This is a genomic window from Actinospineispora eucalypti (genome assembly GCF_039543365.1).
In the GTDB taxonomy this organism is placed as follows: Bacteria; Actinomycetota; Actinomycetes; order Mycobacteriales; family Pseudonocardiaceae; genus Pseudonocardia; species Pseudonocardia eucalypti.
In genome coordinates, this window is sequence record NZ_BAABJP010000024.1 from 86,119 (window position 1) to 112,501 (window position 26,383).

Annotated in this window: 23 protein-coding genes; 20 read left to right on the top strand and 3 right to left on the bottom strand. The window is 70.9% G+C overall.

Annotated features, from left to right (window positions below; all coding sequences use genetic code 11):
- Positions 1-107 precede the first annotated feature (107 nt).
- The 16 genes from ABEB12_RS22820 to ABEB12_RS22895 all read left to right on the top strand — a co-directional run bounded on the left by ABEB12_RS22820 (position 108) and on the right by ABEB12_RS22895 (position 18,261).
- Positions 108-1,271 carry an ABC transporter substrate-binding protein gene (locus ABEB12_RS22820; protein ID WP_185060101.1) on the top strand — a complete coding sequence of 388 codons (1,164 nt, stop codon included), beginning with the start codon at positions 108-110 and terminating at the stop codon, positions 1,269-1,271.
- A 4-nt stretch (positions 1,272-1,275) separates the two neighbouring features.
- On the top strand, positions 1,276-2,136 hold the full coding sequence (locus ABEB12_RS22825; protein WP_185060102.1) for an ABC transporter permease subunit: 861 nt from the start codon (positions 1,276-1,278) through the stop codon (positions 2,134-2,136).
- Positions 2,123-3,856, top strand: coding sequence for an ABC transporter permease subunit (locus ABEB12_RS22830; protein WP_185060103.1), 1,734 nt, complete (start codon positions 2,123-2,125; stop codon positions 3,854-3,856). Before ABEB12_RS22825 ends, ABEB12_RS22830 begins: the two co-directional genes overlap by 14 nt.
- Positions 3,853-4,545 carry an ATP-binding cassette domain-containing protein gene (locus ABEB12_RS22835; RefSeq protein ID WP_185060104.1) on the top strand — a complete coding sequence of 231 codons (693 nt, stop codon included), beginning with the start codon at positions 3,853-3,855 and terminating at the stop codon, positions 4,543-4,545. The genes ABEB12_RS22830 and ABEB12_RS22835 overlap by 4 nt, the downstream gene beginning before the upstream one ends.
- Before the next feature lie 115 nt (positions 4,546-4,660).
- On the top strand, positions 4,661-4,960 hold the full coding sequence (locus ABEB12_RS22840; RefSeq protein WP_185060105.1) for a hypothetical protein: 300 nt from the start codon (positions 4,661-4,663) through the stop codon (positions 4,958-4,960).
- A 149-nt stretch (positions 4,961-5,109) separates the two neighbouring features.
- Positions 5,110-5,967 carry an ABC transporter permease gene (locus ABEB12_RS22845; RefSeq protein WP_221497621.1) on the top strand — a complete coding sequence of 286 codons (858 nt, stop codon included), beginning with the start codon at positions 5,110-5,112 and terminating at the stop codon, positions 5,965-5,967.
- A 16-nt stretch (positions 5,968-5,983) separates the two neighbouring features.
- Positions 5,984-6,814 (top strand): ABC transporter permease, encoded by an 831-nt coding sequence (locus tag ABEB12_RS22850; RefSeq protein WP_185060106.1) that lies wholly within the window; start codon positions 5,984-5,986, stop codon positions 6,812-6,814.
- An 11-nt stretch (positions 6,815-6,825) separates the two neighbouring features.
- A complete protein-coding gene (locus tag ABEB12_RS22855) occupies positions 6,826-8,064 on the top strand; it encodes an MlaD family protein (protein WP_185060107.1) in 1,239 nt (412 codons plus the stop codon).
- Positions 8,061-9,443: an MlaD family protein gene (locus ABEB12_RS22860; protein WP_185060108.1), complete on the top strand. Its 1,383-nt coding sequence runs from the start codon at positions 8,061-8,063 to the stop codon at positions 9,441-9,443. The genes ABEB12_RS22855 and ABEB12_RS22860 overlap by 4 nt, the downstream gene beginning before the upstream one ends.
- A gap of 1 nt (position 9,444) precedes the next feature.
- Entirely contained in the window at positions 9,445-10,758 is a 1,314-nt protein-coding gene (locus ABEB12_RS22865; protein WP_185060109.1) for an MlaD family protein, read from the top strand.
- Positions 10,755-12,230 (top strand): MlaD family protein, encoded by a 1,476-nt coding sequence (locus ABEB12_RS22870; RefSeq protein ID WP_185060110.1) that lies wholly within the window; start codon positions 10,755-10,757, stop codon positions 12,228-12,230. Before ABEB12_RS22865 ends, ABEB12_RS22870 begins: the two co-directional genes overlap by 4 nt.
- Positions 12,227-13,516 (top strand): MlaD family protein, encoded by a 1,290-nt coding sequence (locus ABEB12_RS22875; RefSeq protein ID WP_221497622.1) that lies wholly within the window; start codon positions 12,227-12,229, stop codon positions 13,514-13,516. The genes ABEB12_RS22870 and ABEB12_RS22875 overlap by 4 nt, the downstream gene beginning before the upstream one ends.
- Positions 13,513-14,808, top strand: a complete 1,296-nt coding sequence (locus ABEB12_RS22880) for an MlaD family protein (protein WP_185060111.1) — start codon at positions 13,513-13,515, stop codon at positions 14,806-14,808. Before ABEB12_RS22875 ends, ABEB12_RS22880 begins: the two co-directional genes overlap by 4 nt.
- Complete coding sequence (locus ABEB12_RS22885; RefSeq protein WP_185060112.1) at positions 14,805-17,021, top strand: MMPL family transporter; 2,217 nt, start codon at positions 14,805-14,807, stop codon at positions 17,019-17,021. Before ABEB12_RS22880 ends, ABEB12_RS22885 begins: the two co-directional genes overlap by 4 nt.
- Positions 17,018-18,043, top strand: a complete 1,026-nt coding sequence (locus ABEB12_RS22890; RefSeq protein ID WP_185060113.1) for a peptidyl-prolyl cis-trans isomerase — start codon at positions 17,018-17,020, stop codon at positions 18,041-18,043. The genes ABEB12_RS22885 and ABEB12_RS22890 overlap by 4 nt, the downstream gene beginning before the upstream one ends.
- Positions 18,040-18,261, top strand: coding sequence for a hypothetical protein (locus ABEB12_RS22895; protein WP_185060114.1), 222 nt, complete (start codon positions 18,040-18,042; stop codon positions 18,259-18,261). The genes ABEB12_RS22890 and ABEB12_RS22895 overlap by 4 nt, the downstream gene beginning before the upstream one ends.
- A gap of 342 nt (positions 18,262-18,603) precedes the next feature.
- On the opposite strand, the gene ABEB12_RS22900 is transcribed toward ABEB12_RS22895, so the two are convergent.
- Positions 18,604-19,356 (bottom strand): hypothetical protein, encoded by a 753-nt coding sequence (locus tag ABEB12_RS22900; protein ID WP_185060115.1) that lies wholly within the window; start codon positions 19,354-19,356, stop codon positions 18,604-18,606.
- 49 nt (positions 19,357-19,405) lie between these two features.
- The gene (locus ABEB12_RS22905) at positions 19,406-20,161 is read right to left on the bottom strand and encodes an SDR family oxidoreductase (RefSeq protein ID WP_185060116.1); all 756 of its coding nucleotides are present in this window, start codon (positions 20,159-20,161) and stop codon (positions 19,406-19,408) included.
- Between the two features lie 318 nt (positions 20,162-20,479).
- On the opposite strand from ABEB12_RS22905, the gene ABEB12_RS22910 reads away from it, so the two are divergent.
- Positions 20,480-21,628: a thiolase C-terminal domain-containing protein gene (locus tag ABEB12_RS22910; protein WP_185060117.1), complete on the top strand. Its 1,149-nt coding sequence runs from the start codon at positions 20,480-20,482 to the stop codon at positions 21,626-21,628.
- 7 nt (positions 21,629-21,635) lie between these two features.
- Here ABEB12_RS22910 and ABEB12_RS22915 read toward each other — a convergent pair whose 3' ends face one another.
- A complete protein-coding gene (locus ABEB12_RS22915; RefSeq protein ID WP_221497623.1) occupies positions 21,636-22,199 on the bottom strand; it encodes a TetR family transcriptional regulator in 564 nt (187 codons plus the stop codon).
- A gap of 387 nt (positions 22,200-22,586) precedes the next feature.
- Between ABEB12_RS22915 and ABEB12_RS22920 the strand changes: the two genes are divergently transcribed.
- From ABEB12_RS22920 to ABEB12_RS22930, 3 genes are read left to right on the top strand one after another with little or no spacing between them, the layout of a single operon-like run.
- Positions 22,587-23,786: an acyl-CoA dehydrogenase family protein gene (locus ABEB12_RS22920; protein WP_185060118.1), complete on the top strand. Its 1,200-nt coding sequence runs from the start codon at positions 22,587-22,589 to the stop codon at positions 23,784-23,786.
- A gap of 16 nt (positions 23,787-23,802) precedes the next feature.
- Positions 23,803-24,744 carry an alpha/beta hydrolase fold domain-containing protein gene (locus ABEB12_RS22925; RefSeq protein WP_185060119.1) on the top strand — a complete coding sequence of 314 codons (942 nt, stop codon included), beginning with the start codon at positions 23,803-23,805 and terminating at the stop codon, positions 24,742-24,744.
- Positions 24,741-26,381, top strand: coding sequence for a flavin-containing monooxygenase (locus tag ABEB12_RS22930; protein WP_345703058.1), 1,641 nt, complete (start codon positions 24,741-24,743; stop codon positions 26,379-26,381). The genes ABEB12_RS22925 and ABEB12_RS22930 overlap by 4 nt, the downstream gene beginning before the upstream one ends.
- Positions 26,382-26,383 lie beyond the last annotated feature (2 nt).

The window sequence follows — 26,383 nt, forward strand, 5'->3', positions numbered from 1 at the left end:
CACGGCATGACCGCGTGCACAGTCAACAGCCGCGCAGCGGATGACAAGGCGGTCCCACCCGGCGTCCCTAATCTGCCGGAACGCCACGAGCCCGGCGAAGGGGACCCATGAAGAGACACCTGCTCACCGCCCTCGCACTGCTCGGCCTCACCGCCTGCGGCGGGGGCGCCACCGGACCGGACGCGCCCATCGTGGTGGGCTCGGTCAGCGCTCTGAGCGGCGGAGCGACCTTCCCCGAGGCCTCCCAGGCCGCGAAGGCGGTGTTCGACCGGGCCAACGCCCAGGGCGGCGTGAACGGGCACCGCATCGACTACCAGATCGTGGACGACAAGGGCGACCCGGCGACCGCCGCCTCGGCCGCGCGCCAGGTGGTCAGCGGCGGGGCGGTGGCCCTGGTCGGCGGGGCCAGCCTGATCGACTGCCAGATCAACGCCCGGTACTACGAGCAGCAGAAGATCCTGTCGATCGCCGGGATCGGGGTGGACGCCACCTGCTTCGACAGCCCGAACATCGGGCCGGCCAACGTCGGCCCGTTCCACGACATGACGCTGACCCTGCTCTACGGCAGCCAGGTGCTGCACCTGAACAACATCTGCGCGCTGATCGAGGTCGCCGGCAACACGCTGCCCGCCTACCAGGCCGCCATCCAGCGCTGGTCGGACATCACCGGGCAGAAGCTGCACTACCTGGACGCCACCCTGCCCTACGGCGCCTCCGACTACACCCCGTACATCGTCAAGGCCCGGCAGGCCGGCTGCAAGGCGGTCACCGTCAACCCGGTGGAGCCGGACTCCATCGGCCAGCTGAAGGCCGCCGAGGCCCAGGGCTGGAACGACGTCACCTGGTTGCTGCTGACCAGCGTCTACAGCACCAACTACGCCGAGGCGATCACCAACGCCGGCGCCGGGGTGTACGTGCCGGCCGAGTTCTACCCGTTCACCGACGCGAACAGCCCGCAGACCAGGGACTGGCGCGACCTGATGACCCGGAACAACATCCCGCTCACCTCGTTCAGCCAGGGCGGCTACCTGGCCGCGACCTACTTCCTGGAGGTGGCGCGCGGCATCAGGGGCGACATCACCCGGGAGAGCGTGACCACGGCGCTGCACGAGATGCGGCCGATCAGCAACCCGATGGTCGGCACGCCCTACGTGTTCGGGCCGGGCCGGGCGCACAACGAGAACACGGCGGGATGGCCGGTGAAGCTGCTGACCGGAACCAACCGGTGGCAGCTCGCCGCGGACGACTGGCTGCGGATCCCGGGGAAGTGAACCGGTGCTGCAGGGCGCGGTAGCCGGCCTGGCCGCCGGCGGGCTCTACGCGGTGCTGGCGGTCTGCCTGACCTTGATGTCCCGGCTGGTCCGGGTGGTGAACTTCGCCCAGGCGGCGGTCGGCATGTTCGGCGGGTACGTCGGCGTGTGGCTGGTCGGCCGGCACGGCGTGGGCATCTGGCCGGCGATGCTGGTCGGGGTGCTGATCGGCGGGGCGCTGAGCGCGCTGATCGGCGCGATCATCGCCCGGTGGCTGCCCGAGGCGGACACCAGCACCCGCTCGGCGGTCACCGTCGGCCCGTTGCTGCTGCTCATCTCGTTGTCGTTCATCCTGTTCGGCAACAAGCCGCAGCCGTTCAGCCCGGTCATCCCCGGCCCGGCGTTCACCGTGGGCGACGTGGTGGTCAGCCAGCTCACCGTGGTCACCGTGCTGCTGGCCGTGCTGGTCGCGGTGGCCTGCCGGCTGGTGCTGGCCCGCACGGCGGTGGGCATCCGGCTGCGCGCCCTTTCCGAGCGCCCGACCACCGCCGAGCTGCTCGGCATCCCGGCCCGGTCGCTGAGCGTGGCGGTGTGGACGGCCAGCGGGGTGATCAGTGCGGGGGTGATCCTGATCGTCGCGCCGTCGCAGTCCAACGACGCGACCTCGCTGGCCATGCTGATCGTGCCGGCGGCCGCGGCGGCGCTGCTCGGCGGGTTCCAGCGGCTGGACCTGGCGGTGCTGGGTGGCCTGCTGCTCGGCATGTTGCAGGGCGCGGTGGCGCAGGTGGCGGCGGTGTCCTTCGTGCGCAACTTCCTGCCGCTGTTGTTCATCGTGGGCTTCCTGCTGTGGACGCGGCGCAAGGAGGTGTGGGATGACGCGCGCTGACGTCCGGCTCACGGTGCCGGCGGGCGTCGCGGCGGCCGGCGTCGCGATTGCCGGCGTCGCCGCCGGGTACCTGCTGAGCCTGGGGCTGAGCGACTACCTGGTGTACCTGGGCACCACGGCGGTGGCCGCGACCATCGCGGTGCTCGGGCTCGGCGTGGTGACCGGCAGTGCGGGCATGATCTCGCTCTGCCAGCTCACCTTCGCCGCGGCCGGCGCCTGGGTGGTCTCCGGGCTCAACCAGTTGGACGCGCCCGGCGGGTTCCTGGGCTGGCTGGTGCTCGGCGGGCTGGCCGCCGGGGCGCTGGGCGTGCTGGTCGGGCTCCCGGCGCTGCGGCTGCGCGGGGTGAACCTCGCGGTGGTGACCCTGGGCCTCGCGGCCGCCGCCGACGTGACGCTGGTGCAGGTCCAGTTCCCCGGCGCCGCCCGGGGCGAGGCCGTGCCGCGCCCCGACCCGTTCGGCGACGACCGCTCCTACTTCTTCTTCAGCGTGCTGGTGCTGGCCGCGGTCTGCCTGCTGGTGCACCTGCCGCGGCGCGGCCGCCCGGGCAGCGGGTGGCGGGCGGTGGCGTTCTCCGAGCGGGCAACCGCCGCGGTGGGGGCCAGCGTGGGCGGCGCCAAGCTCTCCGCGTTCGCGGTCAGCGCCGTCCTCGGCGGGATCAGCGGCGGGCTGGTGGCCGGGCAGGTCGGGCTGGCCTTCCCGAGCAGCTTCGCCCCGATCCAGTCGCTGGCGCTGTACGTGCTGGCCGTCATGTCCGGGGCGCACCTGATCGACATGGCGGTCCTGGGCGGTGTCCTGTGGGTGCTGGTCCCGGAGCTGCTCAAGCGTTGGGGGGTACCGCAGGACTGGGCGTTCGTCGTCTTCGGCGTGCTCGGTGTGCAGGCACTGACCAGCGGCAACAACCTCGGCGAGACCATCCGCGCCCTCTGGTGGCGCCGCCGGGCCCGCCCACCCGCGCTCCGGCCCCACGGGGATGAACCGGACCCGCCGCCGCCCGCCGATCCGGGCGGCGCGGTGCCGGTGCTGGAGGTCCGGGACCTTTCGGTGGCGTTCGGCAACGTCACCGCGCTGAACGGGGTGAGCCTGACCCTGGGCGAGCGCTGCATCATGGGCCTGATCGGGCCGAACGGCGCCGGCAAGTCCACCCTGGTCGACGCGCTGAGCGGGTTCCTGCCCCGGCACGGCGGGTCGGTGGTGCTGGCCGGGCGGCCGCTGCGCGGCCTGCCGCCCCACCGGCGCGCCCGGCTGGGCCTGCGCCGCACCTTCCAGCAGGACCGGGTCCCGCCCGGCCTGACCATCCGGGCCTACCTGCAATTCGTCGCCGGCCGGCGGACCGGTGCCGCCGAGATGGCCGAGGTACTGGATTTCCTCGGCTGCCCGCCGGCCGCGACCCGGCTGGCCGGCGTGGACGTCGGCACCCGGCGGCTGGTGGAGGTCGCAGCCGGCCTGCTGTCCCGGCCCCGGGTGCTGCTGCTGGACGAACCGGCGGCCGGGCTTTCCCACCAGGAGCATCTCGAGCTGGGCCGGCGACTGCTGGAGCTACCCGGCCGGTACGGGGTCGCGGTGCTGCTCATCGAGCACGACCTGGACCTGGTCCGGCGGGTCTGCCCGACGTTGACGGTGCTGGACCACGGCGAGGTGCTCGACCAGGGGCCGCGCGACGAGGTGCTGGCCAACCCGGCGGTGCTGCAGGCCTACATGGGCGATGCGGAGATGCTGTGAACGGGCTGGAGCTGCGCGGGGTGACGGTCAGCCGGGGCAGCGGGCCGGTCATCCGGGACGTCAGCCTGAACGTGCGGCCCGGCACCATCACCGCACTGGTCGGCCCGAACGGCGCCGGCAAGACCAGCCTGCTGGAGGCGGTGTCCGGGGTCCTCGCGCCCAGCGGCGGCCGGGTGGAGCTGGACGGACGGCCGCTGACCGGGCTGTCCCGGGTCCGCCGGGCCCGGCTGGGGCTGGCGCACATCGAACAGGGCCGGGCGGTGTTCGGCTCGCTCACCGTGGCGGAGAACCTGGCCCTGACCGCCCGCGAACCGGGCCGGGCGCGCGCGGCGCTGGAGCTGTTCCCCGAGCTGGAGCGGCGCCGCGACACCGCCTGCGGGCTGCTCTCCGGCGGCGAGCAGCAGATGGTCGTGCTGGCCAGGGCGTTCGCCGGCCAGCCCCGGTACCTGCTGATCGACGAGCTGTCGCTGGGCCTGGCCCCGGTGGTGTTCCTGCGGCTGCTGCCGATGATCCAGCGGATCAGCGCGACCGGCGTGGGCGTCCTGCTGGTCGAGCAGTTCACCCACCTGGCGCTCGGCGTGGCGGACACGGCGCTGGTGGTATCCAGCGGCCGGGTGACCTACCAGGGCGGTGCGGCCGCCCTCACCGAGTCACCGGAGATCCTGCACCGGGCCTATCTGGGCGGATAAAACGCCAGTACAGGCGGGGTTGGCAACACGCGTAACCTTTTTTACAAACACTCGTTCGTTACGGTATACACCGCCGCGTGCCCCGTCCGGCAGCGGCGCGGCGCTAGGGGTGCTCATGAGATACACGGCTCGCAACGTTGCGGCGGCGGTCATCGGGCTTGCTTCGGTGCTCACGCTGGTCGGCGGACTCACCGGGCTCGCCGGGCTTGCCCACGCGGACGAGGACGGGTTCGGCGAGCAGGCGTGCCGGGACGAGGTCGACCGGACCGAGGACGTCCGCTACGACTACCAGTACGCCGGCTGCGACCCCACCCGGTACGGCAACCGGGGCAGCAACGGCAACAGTTCCCGGACCGTGAACGGGCACCCGACCGACGAACCGCTCGGCCAGGGCCTGACCCGTTCGCTGTTGTAACGGCTGACCACCGCTTCGCGGTCAGCGGGGGCACCGGCGCGCGTGCTCCCACCATCGTGATCCCAAGGGGGCGACGTGAGTTCGATGCGGAACTTTACAAATGTTTGTTCCCGGCGATGTGCCGTGCGGGGGGTGTGCCGGGCATGAGCGTGGATCCGTCCGCCCCGGTCCGGTCGCCGGGGCAGCCCGACCAGCGCCGGCGAGGCGCCGACTGGATCGAGTTCGTGCCCGGCGGGATACGCCGGGTGGTCGTCGACGTCGGGCAGATCGCCCAGCTGTTCAGCCGCCTCGTCGTCGGCGTGGTGCGCAACCCGCGCGGGTTCTGGGGTGCGTCGTTCGAAGAGATGTACGCGATGCTGCGCTTCGCCTGGATCCCGGTGCTGCTCTCCACCGGGGGGTTCAGCTTTGCCATCGGGACCTTCGGCTACGACCTGCTGCGCGTGGTCGGCGCGGGGAACCGGGTGGGCACCTTCTTCGTGATGGCCGGCCCCCGGGAGATCGCGCCCTACACGGTCGCCATGGCGATCGCCGGGGTCATGGGCACCTCGCTCACCGCCGACCTGGGCGCGCGGAAGGTGCGGGAGGAGCTGGACGCCCTCGAGGTGCTGGGGGTCGACCCGGAGCGCACCCTGGTGCTGCCCCGGGTGGTGGCAATGACGATGATGGTATTCGGCTTCAATCTGGTCGGTGTGGCCGCCGTCGTCGTTATGGCCGGCGTCGCGACCACCATTATCGGCAGCACGTCCATTGCCTCGTACATAGCGGGCTTCTTCACCATCATGAACATGACCGACCTGGTCGGAACGGTGCTCAAGTCAATTCTGCTCGGCCTGATGATCGGCATTGTGTGTGCCGCGAAGGGCTTGAGCGTGAAAGGCGGCGCGGAGGGTGTCGGCCGCGCCGTGAACCAGGCGGTCGTGCTTTGTTTCGCCTGGGTCTGGATCATTACCTTCACGTTCAACTCGATCATGCTGGGCCTGAACCCCAACATGGCCGTCACGCGGTGAGAAAGGCGGACCCGAAATGACTGCCGCGGAGCAGGAAGTCCGGCCGGAACGGGGCGGGGCGGGGGGTTACCCGGAGACGAGGACATCGATCGTCCAGGAGGTCGGCGGGGTCGCCCGGTTCGCGGTCCGGGTGCTGCGCAGCATTCCCGGCACCTGGAAGTACAGCTCGGAGGTCGTCCGCCAGGTCGGCATCCTGGTGCTGAGCACCTCGCCGATCATGATCTTCCTGCTGGTGATGCTGGCCGCCGAGGCTTCGCTGGAGGGCTACTACCTGCTCAAACAGCTCGGTGCGAGTGGCTACACCGGGATCTTCACCGCGTTCGCCCACTACAAGGTCGGCCCGATCTTCTGGGGCTGGATGCTGTCGGCGAAGGTCAGCTGCGGCCTGGTGGCCGAGTTCGGCTCGATGCGGATCAACGAGGAGATCGACGCGCTCGAGGTGATGGGCATCGACTCGGTGTCCTACCTGCTCGGCACCCGGGTCGTGGCGATCACCATCTTCACCCCGTTCTGCTACGTGCTGGCCATCGGCCTCATGGCGACGACCAGCTACTGGTTGAACGTGTTCGCGTTCCGCGGCGTTTCCCAGGGCGGTTATCTCCAGGTGTACTGGACATTCATGTCGCAGTACAACGTCGTCATGTCACTGGTCAATTCGATGTGTCTCGGCATGGTGATCATCCTGGTGGGTTGTTACTACGGTTACAACGCGCGCGGTGGGCCGGTGGGTGTCGGAAATGCCACGGCGAAGTCGATGATTCTGAACATGATTATTGTCAGCGTGGTGGGTGCGGCGTTCATGCAGCTCTTCTTCGGTGGCAACCCCCGGCTCCCCATCTCCAACTAGAAGGCTCGGGAATGTCTAAAGCAGTGAAGATATTCGCGGCGTTACTCGCCGCCGTTGTCGTGGTCGGTGCCGGCGCCTATTTCATATCGACCAGCGGCAGCTACCGGGTGAAGTTCCTGATGCCGTCGGCGGCCCAGCTGGCGGACGGGTCACCGGTGCTGATCCGGGGCTTCGACGTCGGCGGCATCGACTCGCTCGAGGTCCGGGACGGCAAGGCGCTGGTCACCGTCACGATCTCGGGCGACGATGTGCCGCTGCACGAGGGCACCACGACGATGGTCGAGTGGGCGTCCACTCTGGGCGAGCGGGTGCTGACCATCTACCCGGGGCCGGAGAGCAACCCGGTGATCCCGGAGGACGCGCTGGTCACCGCCCCGGCCCGGCAGATCGAGGTGGACCAGGTGGTGTCCGCGCTGGACGCGCCCACCCGGGCGAAGGTGACCTCGCTGATCCAGCAGATCAACGCCACCGTGGACGGCCGCGACCAGGACATGAAGGCGACGTTGAACAGCGCCGGACCGACCGTGCAGGCGCTCGGTGAGGTGCTCGCGGCGGTCGGCAAGGACGGCCCGGCGATCAAGCAACTGGTCGGCCAGCTGCACGGCCTGGTGCAGACCGCCGTGCAGCGCCAGGACCAGGTCGGCGGCACGATCAACAACCTGGCCGGGTTCACCGACGCCACCGCCGCGCGGCAGGAGAAGTTCGCGGACGGCCTCAAGGAGCTGCCCGGCACGCTGCGCACCGCGCGGGACACGCTGGTGAAGGTCCACCCGGCGACCGAGGCCACCGTGCCGCTGCTGGAGGACCTCGAACCCGGCATCGACCGGCTGGTCGGGGTGTCGCGGGATCTCGCGCCGCTGACCCACGACCTGCGGCCGGCCATGGACCGGCTGGTGCCGACGCTGTGGGCGGCGCACGACCTGCTCGGGCACGCCCCCGGCCTGCTCGACGCGGCCAGCGACGACCTGTCGGTGATTCGGGAGATCCTGCGGGACTACCGGCCGGCGGCGGCCTTCATGCGGCCGTACGCCCCGGAGATCGCCGGCTTCTTCAGCAACTGGACGTCGGCGTTCGGCTCGTACGACTCCCAGGGCAAGTACTGGTCCGGGATCATCGCCGAAGGCATCGACGGCATGCACGAGTACCCGTTCCGCGTCCCCGGACAGGTCCCGAACCCCGGCCCCCGGCCCGGCGAGTTGGTCGGCCAGCCGTGGGACGACCCCGACGCGACCGGGAGTGAACCGCGATGAGCAGCAAGAGCCCAATCCGCCTGGTACTGATCGCGCTCGGCGTGGCGGCGGTGCTGGTGGCGGGCGGCCTGACCTACGACCGGGTCGGCAGCGACGTGGGCACGGTCAAGGTGTCCGCCATGTTCGCCGACGCCTACCCGATGGTGCCGGGCAGCCGGGTCCGGGTGGCCGGCGTGCAGGTCGGCACGATCGACGACGTCGTGCCGGAGAACGGCATGGCCAAGGTCGTGATGAAGCTGAACCGCGAGGTTCTGCCGATCCACACCGACGCCCGCGCCGACATCGTCATCCAGGACCTCCTGGGAGAGCGGTTCGTGGCGCTGGACCGGGGCAGCCCGAACGCCCCGGTGCTGCCCGAGGGCGGCACGCTGGCCGAGACCCAGACCAACCGGGTCACCGACCTGCAGGACGTGCTGAACTCGCTGGACGACCCGACCAGCGTGGCGCTGGCCGGCCTGGTCACCACCACCGGCGAGGGCCTGCGGGAGAACGGCCAGCGCACCTCCGACACGATCAAGGCGCTGGCCCCGACCATGCACCGCACCGACCGCCTGGTGAAGGTGCTGAACGAACAGAACGCGCAGCTGAACCGCCTGATCGAGATGGCCCAGCCGGTGGCGTCGGCGGTGGCCTCCAACCACGGCCAGGACATGGACAAGCTGGTCGACTCGGCAACCAACCTGCTGGGCGCGGTCGGCGAGCAGCAGCTCCAGCTGCGCGACACGCTGGTCGAGCTGCCCGGCGCGCTCGGCAGCACCCGGCGCACGCTGCACGAGCTGGCCGGGGTCGCCGGGCCGGCCGCCGAGAACCTGGAGGACATCCGGCCGACCACGGACAACCTGGTGGAGATCAGCGACGAGATCCACGAGTTCGCCGACGCGGCCGAGCCTTCGGCCGAGGCGCTGGCCAAGCTGCTGCCCAAGGTCGACGAGCTGCTCCGCGAGGCCCGGCCGGTGGTCGGGGACCTGCACCGCGCCGGCGGCGACGTGCGGGACATCACCGCCGGCTTCAAGCAGCTGGACCGCACCGCGCTGCCCCACCTGACCGGCATCCTCGAGCTGGCCAAGGGCTGGAGCCTGTCCACCGTGGACTACGACGCGGTCGGCCACTACTTCAAGGCGATCCTGGACCTGAACCCGGCCGCGCTGAGCACCGTCGGCTTCGGGTCGATCCCGGGCGCGCCGAGGAACACGCCGGTGCCGGCGCTGCCCTCGATGGCCGAGCCGCCGTTCAACCAGCTCGGCAAGCAGCTGCAGCCGGAAGGCCCCGGGGACCCGCGCACCTCGAAACCGACCGGCAGCGGCAAGAACGGGGCCACCGGCCTGGACCGGAAACAGGAGAGCTCGCTGGTGCGGCAGATGCTCGGGGGAGGTTCCTGACATGACGGTCCCACGCATGAAGCCGGAACGCCGGAAGATGGGCCGGTCGTTCACGGCCGGCGCCATCGTGATGGTGATCCTGGCCGGGATCACCGCGCTGACCTTCAGCGCGGTCAACGGCATGCCGTTCGTGCCGCGCAAGACGGTCCGGGCCGAGTTCAACAACATCCACTCGCTGGCGGTCAACGACGACGTGCGGCGCAACAGCGCGCGCATCGGCCGGGTCTCCGGGGTCGAGCTGCGCGGCGACCACGCGCTGGTCACCATGGAGCTGGACGGCGACCCGGCGGTGTTCTCCGACGCGGTGGCCCGGGTCTGGGACGTCTCCGCGCTGGCCGCCAAGTTCGTCGAGCTGGAGCCGGGCACCCCGACCGCCGGCCCGATCGGCGACGGCGACGTCCTGCCGGCCGCCCGCAACGAGGACTCCGCCGACGTCTGGCGGGTGCTGAACATCTTCGAGCCGAAGACCAGGGCCGAGATGGCCGGCTTCCTGCGCGAGTTCGGCGGTGGGTCGCTGGGCCACGGCGGCGACCTGAACGCGTTCCTGCGCTCCGGCCCGGGGATGCTGGACGACCTCGGCACGGTGTCCGAGTCGCTGGCCTCGCCCCGGTTCAACCTGCCCCGGCTGATCAACACCAACACCACGCTGGCCGGCCGGTTCAAGGGCCGGGAGGCGCAGATCTCCGAGCTGCTGCGCCAGACCGACGAGACCTTCCGCGGCTTCACGGTGGGACAGAGCGCGCCGCTGAAGGCGGTGCTGGCGAAGACCCCGGACACGCTGCGCGCGATCCGGCCGGCGATGGACGAGATGGGCCCGACGCTGGCCGAGACCCGGTTGGCGATGGTCGACCTGCGGGGCGGCGCCAAGGGGCTGGGCGACGCCACTCCCGACTTCCGCGGCTTCCTGCGTGACTCGGTGCCGGTGTCCCACCAGGTGCCCGGCTTCACCGACGACGCGCGCTCCCCGGTCGGGAAGCTGCGGCACACCCTGGACGACGCGCGGCCGCTGGTGAACCGGGCGGTCGACACGTTCGACTACCTGCGGGACCCGGTGCACGTGCTGGCGCCCTACGGGCCGGAGGCGGGCTCCCTGTTCACCCGGATGCACAGCTTCGTCTCCCGCGGACCCGAGCCGGGCAAGCGGTACGCGACGGTGACGGCCAACTTCGGGCCGACCACGCTCACCGGCAGTGCCCTGAAATCCGGCGGAAAGCGGTTCGTCGACGCCTACCCGGCACCCGGTGAGGCGGAGAACCAGCGGCTGCGCCTCGGCGAGGCGCCGGCGGGTATCGGTGTTGGAGGCCGCAAGAAATGATCAAGCGTTTGCTGCACGCCAAGCGGAGCACCAAGGTGCTCGGCGCGGTCGTGCTGACGGTCCTGCTGGGGCTGTTCCTGGTCGCGTACGGGAAGGAGCGGCTGGTCTCCGCGCTCAGCCCCGGCGACACGGTGACCGCCACGTTCAGCCGCCAGTTCAAGCTGGACGAGTACCAGAGCGTGATCAAGCTGGCCTCGGTGCGGGTGGGCGAGGTGACCGGCATCAGGCAGGTCGAGGACGGCAGCGCCGAGGTCACCATGCGGCTGGACAAGGGGGTCAGCGAGACACTGGGCGGCCAGCCGTCGGCGGCGATCCGGCCCACCCTGATCGTCGGCGGCGTCTACTACATCGAGCTGACCCCCGGCGGCCGGGGCGGGGTGTTCGACGGGCACATCCCGATGGAACGGACCACCGTGCCGGTGGAGCTGGACCACGTGCTCTCGGCGATCAACACCGACGCCCAGCGGGGGATGCGGGGCTTCGCCCGCAACTTCGACGAGACGCTGCGCCAGGGCGGGCGGGACGCGATCCGCCGGTTCCTGCACGAGACGCCGCCGGCGTTCAAGCCGACCGGCGAGGTGCTGCGGGCCTTCCGGGGGACCGACCCGAACCAGGACCTGACCCGGCTGGTGAGCGGCTTCGAGGGCTTCGCGGCGGTGTTCAACCGCAAGCAGGGCCAGTTCGCCGACATCATCGAGTCCTTCGACCGCACCTCGGCCGCGTTCAACGCCCAGCGCGGCGCGGTGGCCGACACGCTGGGCACGCTGCCCGAGACGATGCGGACCACCCGGGCCGGGCTGGAGGACCTGCAGGGCTCGCTGGACCGGTTGACCGAGACCGCGCCCCGGTTCCGGGACTCCGCGCGGGAGCTGGACCCCCTGATGCGGGAGCTCGGGCCGCTGGTCAGCGACGCGCGCCCGCTGGCCGAGGACCTGAAGGACGCACTCGGCGACGCCGAACCGGCGCTGCGCCGGCTGGTCGGGGTGGCGAAGAACGGCGAGGAGATGTTCCGGGACATCCACGGCCCGGTGCTGGACCGGATCAACGGGCCGGTGAAGCACGCGGTGCTGAACCCGTGGACCGGGCACGGCGTCTACGCCAACGGCGGCAACGACCACCCGATGTACAAGGAGCTGGCCTACCTGGTCACGGTGCTGGACGGCGCCTTCAAGGACAAGGACCAGAACGGTGGCCTCGGCCGGCTGGCGGCCGGCGAGGGCGGCAGCATGTTCACCGGCGGAAGCCAGTTCCCCCGGCCGCTCGAGGAGTACTTCTTCGAGCACATGCTCGGCCAGAAGCCGTACGGGCCGCAGGACTCCAAGGAGAGCGACCGGGGCCTGTCCCGGATCGGTACCCAGAAGCCGGTCAACGAGGGCATGAAGCCGCTGCCCGCGCCGGGTCCGGTGCCCGGCCCGGGTCCCCTGCCCGGCGGCAACCCGCTGATGCTGCCCCTGGGAGGTGGTGACAAGTGAGCCGATTCCATCCGGTGCTGGCCCTGCGGCGGGCCATGACCATCCCCGGCATGGGCCGCGACCTCACGGCGATCGTGTTCATGGTGGTGGTCGCGGTGGCGACGGCCGTGGCCATCATGCTCAACCTATCCACGGGCGTGCCCTGGGCGCCGCGCAAGCACGTGAACATCGAGTTCCAGGCGGTGCCCGGGGTGAACCCGGCGGCCGGCAGCCCGGTCACCATCGCCGGAGTGAACGTCGGCGCCATCACCGGCGCTCGGGCCACCGACCACGGCACCGCCGTCCTGGAGCTGGAGCTGACCAAGATCCAGCCGATCTACTCCAACGCGCGGGCCGTGCTGCGGCCCAAGAACCCGCTGAACGAGATGTCGGTGGAGATCAACCCCGGCGGCCCTCCGGGCCACCCGCTGGGCGAGGGCGAGGTGCTCCCGGCCAGCCAGACCATGCGGCCGATCCAGGCCGACGAGGTGTTCCAGAACCTGGACGCCCAGGCCCAGGCCGCCCTCACCGACCTGCTGGTCCAGTCGGACGTCGCGCTGGTCCGCGCGCCGGCCGACCTCGGCCCCGGCCTCGACGCGGCCACCAACACCACGGTGGCCGTCCGCCCGGTGGTGGAGGCGCTGCAGGCCCGGCGGGAGAAGATCAGCCAGCTGGTCAGCGCGATCTCCCAGATCGCCGGGGCCCTCGGCCAGAACACCGAGCGGACGGCCCGGCTGGCCGACGGCGCGCAGCAGACGCTGCACACCCTGGCGGCCAACGACGCGGCCCTGCGGGACAGCCTCGCCCAGCTGCCCGGCCTTTCCAGCGGCCTGCGGGAGGCGATGACCAACACGCGGGACCTGACCGACGAGCTCAACCCGACGCTGGACAACCTGGACGAGGCCGCCGACGACCTGCCCTCGGCGATCGACCGGCTGGAGGACACCATGGGGCCGCTGGACGACCTGGTGGACGAGGCGCGGCCGGTGGCCCGCCACGCCAAGGAGCTGCTGCGAGACCTGCGGCCGCTGTCCAAGGACGTGGACGAGGCGCTGGACGACTTCCTGCCGGTCACCGACCACCTCAAGCGGCACACCGAGCTGATCACCTCGTACCTGACCGAGATCAACGCGTTCGTCTACAACACCAAGTCGGTGTTCGGCGCCGGTGACGCCCAGGGGCCGATCATCCGGGGTTACGTGGTGGCGCCCCCGGGCGGCGGGGTGTTCCCGCAGCCCGGGTTCAAGCCGGACAAGAACGTGAACCCGGCCGGCCAGCCGGGCGCGAACCCTGGGGGCAACCGATGAGGCAGATCTTCTCCGGGTTCGTCGGCCGGGCGCTCGCCCTGGTGGCGTTCTTCGCCTTCGGCCTCGCGATCTTCTCCTACCTGTACCTGGGCATCGGCGGTTACGTCCCGTTCGTCACCCCGAACCAGTACACGCTGGCGGTCAAGATGGCCGACGGCGACAACCTGGTGCAGGCCAGCCGGGTCTCCATCGCCGGCGTGAAGATCGGGGACGTCCGCTCGATCGAGCGCGAGGGCAACGAGCTGAAGGCGACCTTCATGGTCGAGGACAGGTTCGCCCCGCTGCACCAGGGCGTGCGCATCCGGCTGGGCGAGCGGTCGCTGGTCGGGGAGGCCTACTTCGACGTGGTGGACGGCACCGGCGCCGAGCTGCCGTCCGGTGCGATGATCCCGTCGAAGGACTTCCAGCCCAGCACCCAGCTGCACGACGTGATCGCCAGCTTCGACCCGAAGACCCGGGCCGACATGTCGAGCATGCTGCGCTCGCTGGGCGCCGGTACGAAGGAGACCCACGAGGAGGTCTCCGGGATGCTGGCCGGCATGGGCGGGCTGGGCCGCGACGGCGCCACCGCGCTGGACGCGATCGCCGCCCAGTCCGAGGACTTCACCGCGCTCGGCCGCGACCTGTCCACCCTGATGCAGACGCTGGACACCGGGGAGGGGCGCATCGCCGACCTGGTCACCAGCGCGAACCGGCTCACCAGGGCCACCGCGAGCCAACGCGGCGCGGTGGAGGCCACGATGAACGAGCTGCCCGACACGCTGGACGTCGCCCGGACGGCGTCGTCCGACGTCAAGGACCTTTCCCGGGCGCTGCGGCCGGTGGTGTCCGACCTGAAGGACGCGGCGCCGTTCCTCTCCGACGCGCTGGACGACCTGCCGGAGATCAGCGACGATCTGCGGAAGGCCATGCCGCCGCTGTCCAAGGTCATGGACCGCGCGGACGGCACCTTCGACCGGATTCCCCGGTTCCAGGAGAAGAGCGCGGATACCATCCCGGAGGCCCGCGAGTTCCTCCGCGACCTGAACCCGCTGCTCAAGTACCTCAAGCCGTACGGGCCGGAGATCGGCGGGTTCTTCGGCAACCTCAACGCCAGCTGGCAGTACACCAACGGCAACGGCCTCAACCACGTCCGGGTGTTCGCCATGCTCAACGACCGGGCGCTGGGTAACACGCCGGTCGCCTACAAGGGGCCGCTGACCTACTCCAACCCGTATCCCAAGCCGGGCTCGCAGCCCCGGCCTGGGCCGTGGGACGGCAAGTACCCGAGGGTGGAGCGCCTGCCGAAATGACCAGCGCGTTACCGCCGCGCCGCCTGGCCGTGCTGCTGCTCGCCGTGCTGGTGTGCACCGGCACGGTGATCGGGCTGGCCCGGCTGCGCACGGACACCGCGCCGACGGCGTTCCTGCCGGCCGGGGACCCCGCCCTGACCGCGTTGGAGGAGACCGCGCGGGCGTTCGGCGGGGACCCGGTGGTGGTGCTGGCCGAGTCGGCGCGGCCGCGCGAGCTGATGACCGGGGCCGAGCTGGGCCGGCTGCTGAGCCTGGAAGGAAGGCTGGCGGAGCTGCCGGACGTCGCCGTGGTGTACGGGCCGGGGACCGCGCTCAACCAGATAGTCGCCTCCACCCGCAACCTGGTGGCCGCCATCTCCGGCCGCCGGGACGCCATCCGGGCGACCGGTGACCCGGCGCTGGCCGAGTTCGACCTGCGCTACGGCCCGCTGGTGGTGCAGGCGATGCCGGCCGGGGTGCCGAGCGTGCGCAACCAGGGCTTCGTCGACTCGGTGGTGTTCGGGCCGGACGGCGCAACCCGGGCCTCCTGGCGCTACCTGGTGCCGGCCCCGAACGCGGTGGCGATCCTGGTGCGGCCGCGCGAGGGGCTGGACGAGGCGGGCACCCGGCGGCTGGTCGCCGCGACCCGCGACCTGGTCGCCCGGGCCGGCCTGACCACCACCCGGACCACGGTGACCGGCACGCCCACCGTGTTCGCCGACCTCGGGCAGCGGGTGCAGCGGGAGATCCCGCTGCTCGGCGCCGTCGCGCTGGCCCTGATCATCGCCTGTTACCTGGGCATCGGCTGGACCGGGCGGCGGCGGGACCGGCTGCTGCCGCTGGCCGCGACCCTCGGGTCGATGGCGGTGACCCTGGCCGTGTTCGGCTGGTTGGGCATCGAGCTGTCGCTGGGGGCGGTGGCGTTCCTGCCGATCCTGATCGGCATCGGCAGCGACTTCCCCGCCTACCTGGTGCACGGCGCGCCGGTGCGCAGGGTGCTGGTGGCGGCCGGGGCGAGCGCGGCCGGGTTCGCCTCGCTCGCGCTGTCCCCGCTGCCGTTCGTGCGCGACCTCGGCCTGGCCCTGGGCCTGGGCGTGCTGCTCGCGGTGGCGATCGCGTTCCTGATCCGGCCGAAGCGGGCTTCCCCGGCCGAGCCCGCCCCGGTCCCCGTGGTGCGCCGGGGGCTGCCCCGGCGCACCCGGGTGGCAGTGGCGGCGGCGCTCGCCGCGGTGGCGGCGCTGGGCTGGGTGATGCTGCCCCGCCTGGAGGTCCGGGCCCAGCCCGACGAACTGGCCGCCGGCCTGCCCTCGGTGGCCGACGCGCGGCACGCCGAGGACGTGATCGGCTCGTCGGGCGCGGTGCAGGTGCTGCTGCGCGGCGAGAACGTGCGCGACGTGGCGGCGCTGGACTGGATGCGCCGGGCCGAGGAGGGCATCGTCCGCCAGTACGGCGGCGCGCTGCGCCCCGCGGTGAGCCTGCCCGACCTGCTGGCGTTCCTCGGCCCGAACCCCACCCCCGAACAGTTCCAGGCCGGCGTCGGCCTGTTGCCGCACTACCTGGTGTCGGCGGTGCTCAGCGACGACGGGCGGAGCGCGGTGTTGAGCCTGGGCATCTCCCTGCAGGACCTGCGCGAACAGCGGGACCTGCTCGGCGGCCTGCGCGCCGCGCTGCCGCCGCCACCGCCCGGCATGACCAGTGAGGTGGTGGGCCTGCCCTCGGCCGCCGCGCGCGGCTACGAGCTGGTCTCCGAGCACCGCTACCTGGCCAACCTGGTCGGCATCGCGGCGGCCGGGCTGGTGCTGTTCCTCGGCCTGGCCCGGCGATCGGACGCGGTGCGCGCCGTCTCGGCCGCCGTGCTGGCCACCGGCTGGGGGCTGGCCGGGGCGTGGCTGCTCGGCATTCCGCTCAGCCCGCTGAGCGTGGCCCTCGGCTCGCTGACCACGGCCACCGCCTGCGAGTTCAGCGTGCTGCTCGGCTACCGGGGCTCTGGTCGCAACCCCCGCAACTCCCGGAACACCCGGCGCACGGTGGCGGTGGCCGCCCTGGCGGCCGCGCTGGGCTACCTCTCGTTGACCCTGTCGGAGCTGGCGATCCTGCGGCACTTCGGCCTGCTGCTGGCGGCCAGCGTGGGCCTCTCGCTGCTGGCCGCCATCGCCATCGTCCGGCTGTTCCCGCCGGGTGCGCTGGCGCTCCCCGGCGTGGCGGCCGAACCGGATCGGAAGGTTGCGGTATGACCCTGCGCTACCCGTGGAAGCTGGTCGCCGGCCTGGTCGCGACCCTGCTGTTGCCGGTCGCGGTGATGTCCGGCTCGGTGCTGGCCGTGCGGGCCGCCACCGGCCTGCCCGCCGACGCCGCGCTGCGCGTCGCCGGGGTCACCGTCAGCAAGACCGAACTGCGGCAGCGGATCCGGGTGCTCGGCGCCCTCTACGGGTTGCGCGCGCCGGCCGACCCCGGCCTGACCGACCAGTTCAACCGGGCCGCCGCGCGGGCGGTCGCGCTGCGCATCGTGATCGACAAGGCCATCGCGGAGCGCCGCCTGACGATTTCCCCGGAGCGTTCCGGGCAGCTGCTGGCCGACTTCGTCGCGCGCGGCGTCAACCCGCCGGGGCAGGCCGGGTTCCTCGCGTTGCTGCGCGACGTGGGGGCATCCGAGGCCGAGGTGGTGGCCGAGCTGAATCGCCGGGAGGGCACCCGCGAGCTGTTGGGCCAGGTCACCGCCCCGGTGGCCGCCCCGTTGACCGATGCCGAGCTGCATGCCTACTACCGGGACCACCAGGCCGAGCTGGTGTGGCCGGAGCGGCGGCACCTGCGCAACATCGTGGTCGCCACCCAGGAACAGGCCGCCGCGCTGCACACCGACCTCGGCCGGGGCGCCGACTTCGCCGCGCTGGCCCGGCAGAGCTCGCTGGACCGGCGCACCCGCGACGCCGGCGGCGACCTCGGAACGCTGCGCGCCGACCAGCTGGACGAGGCCTACCGGGGGCCGGCGTTCGCCGCCGCGCCCGGAGCGGTCTTCGGCCCGGTCCAGACCTCCGAGGGCTGGAACCTCGGGCAGGTGCTCGAGGTCAGCCCGCCGGCGCCGGTCGGTTTCGACGAGGCGCGCGGGCGGCTCGGCGAATGGCTGCGCCAGCGGCGGGTCGAGCAGGCCTGGCAGGAATGGCAGGACCGCCAGCTGGCCGGCGCCGACGCGAGCTACGCCGACGAGTACCGCCCGAACCCGGCCGGCCCGGCGGAGTCGGCGGGGCTGCCCCAGTGACCGACGTACTGTTCACCCTGCTGTTCGCCACGATCCTGTTCCTGATCGGCATCTGGGGCCGCCGCAACTTGAACGGCCTGGTCCCGTCGACCCTCAGCGCGGAGGGCCGGGCGAAGCGAGCCCGCGAGCTCCGCCTGGGCACATCCGTGCTCATCGCCTTCGCCGTCCTCATCGCCCTCGCCACCCTCGCCCGCATCGTGGTGTCCCTGGTTTCATGATCACCGTCAGCGTGATCATCAGGACCTGACGGCCGCATCGAGTGCCTGAACCGGCCATGGTCAACTAACCACCAGAGACGTTACTCGCCAGTAGAACGTCTCCCACGGTAAATTGACCATGAAACCCCTCGCTAGCCGCCCCGAAACAGCGGTTACGCAGAGTGGGTGTGGCGCTGTCGACCAGCGCAACGGGCCGCACCTAGGCCACGGGAGACATCCGGGCCGCGCCGTCCAAGCTGATCTTTACACCGCCGCCCGGGTCGGAGCCGGCACCATCGCGATGGTGGCCCGGAACGGTTGATCCGTCCCGGGCCACCGGAGCCACCGACCGAAAGAGTCAGGTCAGGTCAGCGACGGCTCGCGGTCGGGGGTGACCGGAGCCGAAGTGCTCAGCGTGCGGAGCTTTCCGCGCAGGTAGCGCATGATGTAGAAGTTGTCGATCGCGAACCAGGTCACCCAGGCGGTCCAGACGGCCCAGAAGTTCCAGATCCCGTTCCACGCGAACGGACCCTCGGTGACGTGGGCGATGACGGTCAGCGGAACGTACGACAGGCCACCCGCGATGGCCCACCAACCGGTCCACCTCGGGAAGACCGGGTTCCCGCTCCGGTCGGTCAGGGCGTAGATGCCGGCGCCGACCATCTGCACCGTGGTGATCATGTAGGTCAGGTCGAAGATGAACCAGGCCTCTCGCCAGGTCATCTCGGCCAGCACCGGGTTGGTGGCGCTGAGGTGTGCGGCGTGCGCCCAGATCGCGGCGCACTCGGACAGCAACCATGCGGTGATGGCCCCGCCGAGCAGCTCGATGTTGGACAGGACCGGCATGTTGTGCTCGTCCCGCCGCATGAGGTGGGACAGCTGACACGACCACGGCAGGTAGAGGATGCCCACCGCCGCGGCGCCGACCATTCCGAGCAGGATCTGGTCGTAATGCGGCCCGAAGTAGTTGGCCATGAGGCTTTCGGTGGTGTTGGCCGGCGAGGGCGGCGGGATGTTGTGGCCGAGAATGCCCCAGAACACCAGGTACAACAGGATGCATACCGGGCCGCACCAGGCCGCGAGGATCTGGACCCGTACGCCGAGCCTAGTTTCCATTGCCGAATACCTCCATCGTCGGATCACTCATTGCATAGGCACTTGCGGGTCACTGAGCGGTCATGCCGCCGTCCACCGAGATGACCTGGCCGGTGATGAAGTCACTGGTCGGCCCGAGCAGGTGCACGATCATGGTGGCGATGTCGGCGGGCACGCCGAGCCGGCCGACCGGGGTGTTCGCGGCCACCAGGGCCCGCAGTTCTTCGGTGATGTCGCCGAGGATGGGCGTCTCGATCACGCCCGGTGCGATCACGTTGACCTGGATGTTCCGCTTGGCGTACTGCATGGCGACCTGGCGGGACATGGCGATCACGCCGCCCTTGGCGGCCGAGTAGGCCATCACGTCGGGCATTCCGATCTGGCCGGCGACCGACGCCACGTTGACGATCTTCCCGCCGCCGGCTTCGAGGAAGTTGGCCAGCAGCGCACGCATGCCCAGCCACGGCCCCTTCAGGTCGACCGTGATCAGCCGGTCCCAGCCCTGCTCGGTCTGGTCGGCCAGGTTGTCGGTGTCCGAGGCGATCCCGGCCACGTTGGCCAGCCCGTGGATCCGGCCGTGGGTCCGCACCACCCGGTCGACCACCTCCGCCCAGGCGGCGGCGCTGGTCACGTCGAGGGTGTGCTCCTCGGCCTTTCCGCCGGCGTTGCTGATCGCCTCGGCGGTGGCCCGGTGCCCGTCCAGGTCGGTGACGATCACGAAGGCGCCCGCCTCGGCCGCCAGCTTCGCGGTTGCCTCACCGATACCCCGGCCGGCGCCGGTGACCAGAACTGTCCGCCCCGCGAGGGGCGCAGGTGCGCGCATCATCAGCTCCAAGCTTGCAAACAACCATTTGTTTTATGAGCCTGACAGGTATGCCCTCCACGGTCAACAATGCGGTATTCTTATATCTGTCGGCAGTCGGGAAAAAACGCCTTTGACCTGGGGCTTTGTCGTCGGCGGGCGGGCGTGCTGGGAACGTAGCACAAGGTACCGGCGGGCGTTGTCCGTGTTTTATCCTGACAACGCCGCGGGGCACTCCCGTAGTTAGCGCGGTTGGTGCCGCCGGGCCCGGGATGAAAACTGGGCCGCGCTTGAGAAAGCGACTCTTTTCGGCGTCCTACCCCTAAAAAGGGGGCTCCCCTGATGACTCCCCGGTTCGAGCACTCCCGGTTCGAGCACAGCGTCGCGTTGACCGGGATCGGCAGGTCGGTCACCGGCCGGCGGCGGCCGCCCGGCCCTTCCGCGCGGGCGCTGGAGGCGACCCAGACGGCGATCATCGACGCGGGCCTCGAACCCGCCGACATCGACGGGGTCTGCGGAGTTCCCGGCGCCACCGGCCTGCCCGGGATCTCCACCGGTGGCTTCCGCGAGCTCGAGCAGTCGCTGGGACTGCGGCCCACCTGGCACTGCACGGGGCGGGAGGGCGCCGGACCGGCCGGCGCGGTGGTCGACGCGATGCTTGCGGTGGCCACCGGGCTCTGCCGGCACGTGCTGTGCTTCACGGTGACCTCGGCGGCGACACCGGACCGGCTCTCCGTCCGGGGCACCGACGGCGGCTCGCTCTCGCCGGCCGGCCGGGCCGCGCTGGCCGCATCCGAGTACCTGGCCCGGTACGGCGCCGACCGGAAGGCCCTCGGCTGGGTGGCGATCGCGGCGCGGCGGCACGCCGGGCGCAATCCGGATGCACTGTGCCGCGAGCCGATCGACATGGAGGGCTACCTGTCGGCGGCTTCGGTCTCCTCGCCGTTGGGGGTGCTCGACTGCGGGGTGGCCTCCGACGGCGCGGTGGCCTTGGTGATCTCGGCGGCGGACCGGGCCGAGGACGGGCGGCACCGCCCGGTCTGGGTGGACGCGGTGGGTACTCGGCACGCCCCGGGACCGGACCGGGAGGCCGGCCTGGACCGCCACCGGCGGGTGCTCGCGGAACCGGCCGAGCACCTCTGGAGCCGGGCCACCATCACGCGCCACGACGTGGACTTCCTGACCGTGGACGACACCTTCACGCTCGACACGCTGTGCTGGCTGGAGGCGTTGGGCTTCTGCGAGCCGGGCGAGGCGCCCGAGTTCGTGGCGGGGGCCCGGCGGATCGGCCCGGACGGGGTGCTGCCGGTGAACCCGCACGGCGGGCAGCTGTCCGGCGGTCACGGCGGCGCGTTCGACAACCTCTACGAAACGGTACTGCAGCTGCGCGGCGGGGCCGAGGTCCGGCAGATTCCCAGCGCGCGGGTAGGCGTCGCGTGCAGCGGTGACGGCCGTTCGGCCAACGCCATGCTGCTGCACACCGCGAGGTGAACGGCGGTCAGCCGGTGAGACCGCCCAGGACGATGTCCGACAGCTGTTCGGCGATATCGTCGGCGCTCAACGCTCCCTGCACCGAGTACCACTGCGCGGTCGAACTCAGCAACCCGACCAGGCTGATCGCCACGACGTGGGGATGCCGCACCGAGTTGAACTCTCCGGCGGCGATGCCGTCCGTGACGACGCGCACGAATAGTCCGTCGATCTGATCGCGCAGCTCGAGGATGCTCGCCAGATTCTCCCCGTTGAGATACCGCCACTGGAACATGGCAATCTTGGTGATGTCCAGGTTTGCGTCGAGTAGGCGCAGATAAGAGGATATTACGTCGCGGATTCTGTCCTGCGCCGGTTTCTCCGATTCGACTATCGGGGTCAACGCGCTCAGGTAGATCCCGATGCCCCGCTCCACGATCTTCAGGAGCAGGTCTTCCTTGCTGGTGATGTGCACGTACAGGCTTCCGGGCAGCAGCTCCACCGCATCGCTGATGTCCCGCATGCCGACCAGGGGATAAGTTTTCTCGCTGAACAGCCTGATGGCTTCGCGCTCGATCTGCGCGGGCGACACCGGGCCGGAAGCGGCTCGAGCGCGAGCTCTCCGGGTACCGGCCAATGTGTGCCCCCTGCCCTGGTCAGTGCCCCACTAGCGTACGTTTGTTTATATCGGGTCGGTCCTGTCCGGCACGTACCGTGCAGTGGCCGGGAGTCTACCCGAGGCCCGCCGTGACCGGCGGCTCAGGGGCGGGCCCGCGATCGCGTGTCGCGCAAATGTCCGGCCGGCAAATGCGGCCGAAGTTTTGGTGCCCGCGTCCGTATTTTCCACCACCGCCCCGGTGGTGGAGTTTCGTAGTTGACCCGGTTCCTGCGCCCGGCACCCGTGGCAAAGCTGTAGCTGTTCGCTCGCAAGCCTGAACCCGCCGGCGTGATGGCCGTGGTGATGACTCAGGAGAAATTGATGCTGGATGCAACGGAGCAATCCCGGGAGCTCGTGGCGCGGGCGGAGAAACTCGTTCCCCTGCTGCGAGAAAATGCCGAACGGGCGGACAGCGAGCGGCGCCTGCCGGACGAAGTGGTCAATGCGCTGATCGAGTCCGAGATCTTCCGGGCGTGGGTGCCCCGGCGCTACGGGGGCCACGAGATCGACCCGGTCTCGCACTTCGAGATGACCACCCACCTGTCCCGGGGGTGTTCGTCCACCGGTTGGACGGTCGCCATGATGACCACCACCAGCTGGATGGCCTGCCAGCTGCCCGACAAGGGCATGGACGAGATCTTCGGGGACGACCCGGACGCGCGGTTCGTCGGGCTGTTCACCCCCAGCGAGGAACCGGCCAAGAAGGTGGACGGCGGCTACCTGATCAGCGGGTCCAAGCCGTTCGCCACCGGCTGTCTGTGGGCCAACTGGGCGGAGATCCCGATGGCCGTGATGGGCGACGACGGCCAGCTGGAGAACGTCTACTGGATGTTCTTCCCGATGTCCGAGACCACCATCGAGGACACCTGGCACGTGATGGGCATGCGCGGCACGGCCAGCCAGACGGTGCACTTCAAGGACGTCTTCGTGCCCGAGCACCGGACCATCGCGATGCTCGGCCCTCAGGGCGCGATGGGCGGCTACACCCGCAACGAGCACCCCGAGGAGGCGCTCTACCGGGGGCAGATCAGCATGATCGCGCGGGAGTGCTTCGTCGGCTCGGTGCTGGGCATCGCCAAGCACGCGCTGGAAGTGGTGCTGAAGAAGCTGCCCAAGCGGAGCATCCAATACGGCCCGTACACCAAGCAGGCCGAGGCCGTGCCCACCCAGCTTCAGGTGGCCGAGGCGGCCAACATGATCGACACCGCCGAGCTGCACGCCCGGCGGGCGGCCGAGGACACCTGGAAGGTCGCCCAGTCCGGGGTGTACCCGACCGACCCGATGGTGCGCATCCGCTGCGGCCACGACAGCACCTTCGCCATCCGCACGGCCAAGGAGGCGGTGGACCGGCTGATGTACGTCACCGGCGCCTCCAGCATCGCCCAGGGCAACCCGCTGGAGCGGCTGTTCCGGGACGCCGCCGTGGGCACCCTGCACGGCATCGCCCGGGTGGATGCCACCACCGAGCTGCTGGGCAGCGCGCTGTGCGGCCAGGAGCCGCACGGCTCGATGATCTTCTGAGCCGGAGGACGCACCGATGACCCTCGATCCCCAGGCGAAAGGCCTGCTGGACCAGCTGCGCGAGCAGGGAGTACCGGACTTCGCCGACATGGGCGTCGACCAGGCCCGCGGCTTCATGGCGGCGTTTCTCGACCTGGAGGGGCCGAGCCGGCCGGTGGCCGAGGTCCGCGACCTCGACATCCCCGGCCCGGACGGCAACCGGATCCCGGCCCGGGTGTACCGGCCCTCCGCCGAACCCCGCCCGGTGCTGATGTACTTCCACGGCGGCGGCTGGGTGCTCGGCGGCCTCGAGGTCGCCGACAAGCCGTGCCGCCAGCTGGCCCTGGCCACCGACTGCGCGGTGGTCTCGGTGGACTACCGGCTGGCGCCCGAGCACAAGGCGCCGGCCGCCGCCGAGGACTGCTACGCCGCCACCGCATGGGCCGCCGAACACCCCACCGAGGTGGGCGGCAACGGCCGGCTCGGCGTGGCCGGGGACAGCGCCGGCGGGAACCTGGCGGCGGTGGTGTCGCTGATGGCCCGCGACCGGGGCGGCCCCGCGCTGTCCGTGCAGGTGCCCATCTACCCGATCACCGACGTCCGGTGCGGCCACCCATCGCGCACCGAGAACGGCGAGGGCTACCTGCTCACCAAGCGGTCCATGGAGTGGTTCGAGGAGCAGTACCTCGCCACCGGCTGGGACGCCGACAACCCGTACGTGGCGCCGCTGCGGGCCAAGGACCTGTCCGGGTTGCCCGCCGCCGCGGTGATCACCGCCGGCTACTGCCCGCTGCGCGACGAGGGCCAGGCCTACGCGGCCCGGCTCTGCGAGGCCGGGGTGCCGGTGCTGCACCTGCCCAACCCTTCGATGATCCACGGCTTCATGTGGATGTCCGGCGTGATCGATCACGCCGCCGGCGTGTACCAGCGGCTGGGCGGCTACGTCAAGGAAGCGATGAGAGGGGAGTCCGACCGGTGACCGCACACGGCAACGGGACCAGGCCCGACTTCGACGCGGTAGTGATCGGCATGGGCTTCGGCGGCCTGCGCATGCTCTGGGAGCTGCACCAGCTCGGCCTGTCGGTGCGGGCCTACGAGCGGGGGTCGGACGTCGGCGGCACCTGGTACTGGAACCGCTACCCGGGCGCGCGCACCGACAGCGAGGCCTGGGTCTACTGCATGTTCTTCGACGAGAAGCTCAAGCAGGAGTGGGACTGGCCCGAGCGGTTCCCCAAGCAGCCCGACATGGAGCGCTACCTCCAGCACGTGGCCGACCGCTTCGACATGCGCCGCGACATCCGGTTCGAGACCGTGGTGACCTCGGCGGTGTACCAGGAGGGCACCGGTCTGTGGGAGGTCGGCACCGACCGGGGCGAGACTGTCACCTGCCGCTACCTGATCAGCGCGACCGGCCTGCTGCACGTGGCCTACGAGCCGCCGTTCCCCGGCCTGGAGAGCTTCGAGGGCGAGTCGTACCTGACCTCCCGCTGGCCCAAGGAACCGGTGGACTTCGCCGGCAAGCGGGTGGCGGTGGTCGGCACCGGCGCGACCGCCGTGCAGGTCATCCCCGAGGTCGCCCGGGAGGCCGAGCACCTGCGGGTGTTCCAGCGCACCCCGAACTACGTGCTGCCCAGCCGCAACCACGCGCTGGAGAAGGCCCAGCGGGACGAGATCAAGCGGGACTACCCCGAGATCATCGAGAAGCTGCGCAAGCAGCCCTTCGCGTTCCCGATGGACCCGGCCAACCGGATGTACGACGAGAACCGGAGCCCGGAGGAGGTGCGACGGATCCTGGACGCGGCCTGGGAGGCCGGGGGCTTCTACTACCTGTTCACCGCGTTCGACGACCTGCTCATCGACGAGCGCAGCAACCGGTTCGCCTCGGACTTCCTGCGGGAGAAGATCCGCACGATCGTCCGCGACCCGGAGACCGCCGAGAAGCTCACCCCGAAGTACCCGTACGCCGGCAAGCGGCCGCCGCTCGGGCACTTCTACTACGAGACGTTCAACCGGGACAACGTGGACCTGGTCGACGTGAAGGCCGACCCCATCGCGGAGATCACCCCCACCGGGATCCGCCTGGAGAGCGGCGAGGAGCACGAGGCGGACATCATCATCTTCGCGCTCGGCTTCGACGCCCTCACCGGCGCGCTCACCGAGATGGACCTGCGGGGACGCGGCGGGGTCAGCATGCGGGACAAGTGGGCGGACGGCGTGCACACCTACCTCGGGCTGTGCGTGGACTCGTTCCCGAACTTCTTCATGCTGTCCGGGCCGCAGTCGCCGTTCGCCAACATCCCGGCGGTGCTGGACCAGTCGGTGGCGTTCGTCGGGCGGCTGCTCGGCTACCTGGGCGAGCACGGCGTGGACCGGATCGAACCGACCGGCGACGCGGTGCACGGCTGGGGCGAGAAGTGCCAGGCGCTGCTCGACATGGCGCCTCCGATCAAGGCCGGACTGGCCGTCAGCTCCTGGTTCCTCGGCGCGAACATTCCGGGCAAGAAACCGAGCGTGTTGTTCTACTTCGGCGGCGCTGCCGCGTATTTCGACGATCTGGAGAAAGTCGCGGATCGTGATTTTGACGGGTTCGCCATGGTCAGTCCGGCCGGCGTCTGATA

What these genes read in the sequence shown, in the direction of transcription:
- ABEB12_RS22925 (WP_185060119.1), top strand. Translation starts at nt 23,803, where the DNA reads ATGACCCTCGATCCCCAGGCGAAAGGCCTGCTGGACCAGCTGCGCGAG.
- ABEB12_RS22905 (WP_185060116.1), bottom strand. Translation starts at nt 20,161, where the DNA reads ATGATGCGCGCACCTGCGCCCCTCGCGGGGCGGACAGTTCTGGTCACC.
- ABEB12_RS22830 (WP_185060103.1), top strand. Translation starts at nt 2,123, where the DNA reads ATGACGCGCGCTGACGTCCGGCTCACGGTGCCGGCGGGCGTCGCGGCG.
- ABEB12_RS22850 (WP_185060106.1), top strand. Translation starts at nt 5,984, where the DNA reads ATGACTGCCGCGGAGCAGGAAGTCCGGCCGGAACGGGGCGGGGCGGGG.
- ABEB12_RS22820 (WP_185060101.1), top strand. Translation starts at nt 108, where the DNA reads ATGAAGAGACACCTGCTCACCGCCCTCGCACTGCTCGGCCTCACCGCC.
- ABEB12_RS22840 (WP_185060105.1), top strand. Translation starts at nt 4,661, where the DNA reads ATGAGATACACGGCTCGCAACGTTGCGGCGGCGGTCATCGGGCTTGCT.
- ABEB12_RS22880 (WP_185060111.1), top strand. Translation starts at nt 13,513, where the DNA reads ATGAGGCAGATCTTCTCCGGGTTCGTCGGCCGGGCGCTCGCCCTGGTG.
- ABEB12_RS22860 (WP_185060108.1), top strand. Translation starts at nt 8,061, where the DNA reads ATGAGCAGCAAGAGCCCAATCCGCCTGGTACTGATCGCGCTCGGCGTG.
- ABEB12_RS22920 (WP_185060118.1), top strand. Translation starts at nt 22,587, where the DNA reads ATGCTGGATGCAACGGAGCAATCCCGGGAGCTCGTGGCGCGGGCGGAG.
- ABEB12_RS22885 (WP_185060112.1), top strand. Translation starts at nt 14,805, where the DNA reads ATGACCAGCGCGTTACCGCCGCGCCGCCTGGCCGTGCTGCTGCTCGCC.
- ABEB12_RS22865 (WP_185060109.1), top strand. Translation starts at nt 9,445, where the DNA reads ATGACGGTCCCACGCATGAAGCCGGAACGCCGGAAGATGGGCCGGTCG.
- ABEB12_RS22855 (WP_185060107.1), top strand. Translation starts at nt 6,826, where the DNA reads ATGTCTAAAGCAGTGAAGATATTCGCGGCGTTACTCGCCGCCGTTGTC.
- ABEB12_RS22900 (WP_185060115.1), bottom strand. Translation starts at nt 19,356, where the DNA reads ATGGAAACTAGGCTCGGCGTACGGGTCCAGATCCTCGCGGCCTGGTGC.
- ABEB12_RS22870 (WP_185060110.1), top strand. Translation starts at nt 10,755, where the DNA reads ATGATCAAGCGTTTGCTGCACGCCAAGCGGAGCACCAAGGTGCTCGGC.
- ABEB12_RS22910 (WP_185060117.1), top strand. Translation starts at nt 20,480, where the DNA reads ATGACTCCCCGGTTCGAGCACTCCCGGTTCGAGCACAGCGTCGCGTTG.
- ABEB12_RS22890 (WP_185060113.1), top strand. Translation starts at nt 17,018, where the DNA reads ATGACCCTGCGCTACCCGTGGAAGCTGGTCGCCGGCCTGGTCGCGACC.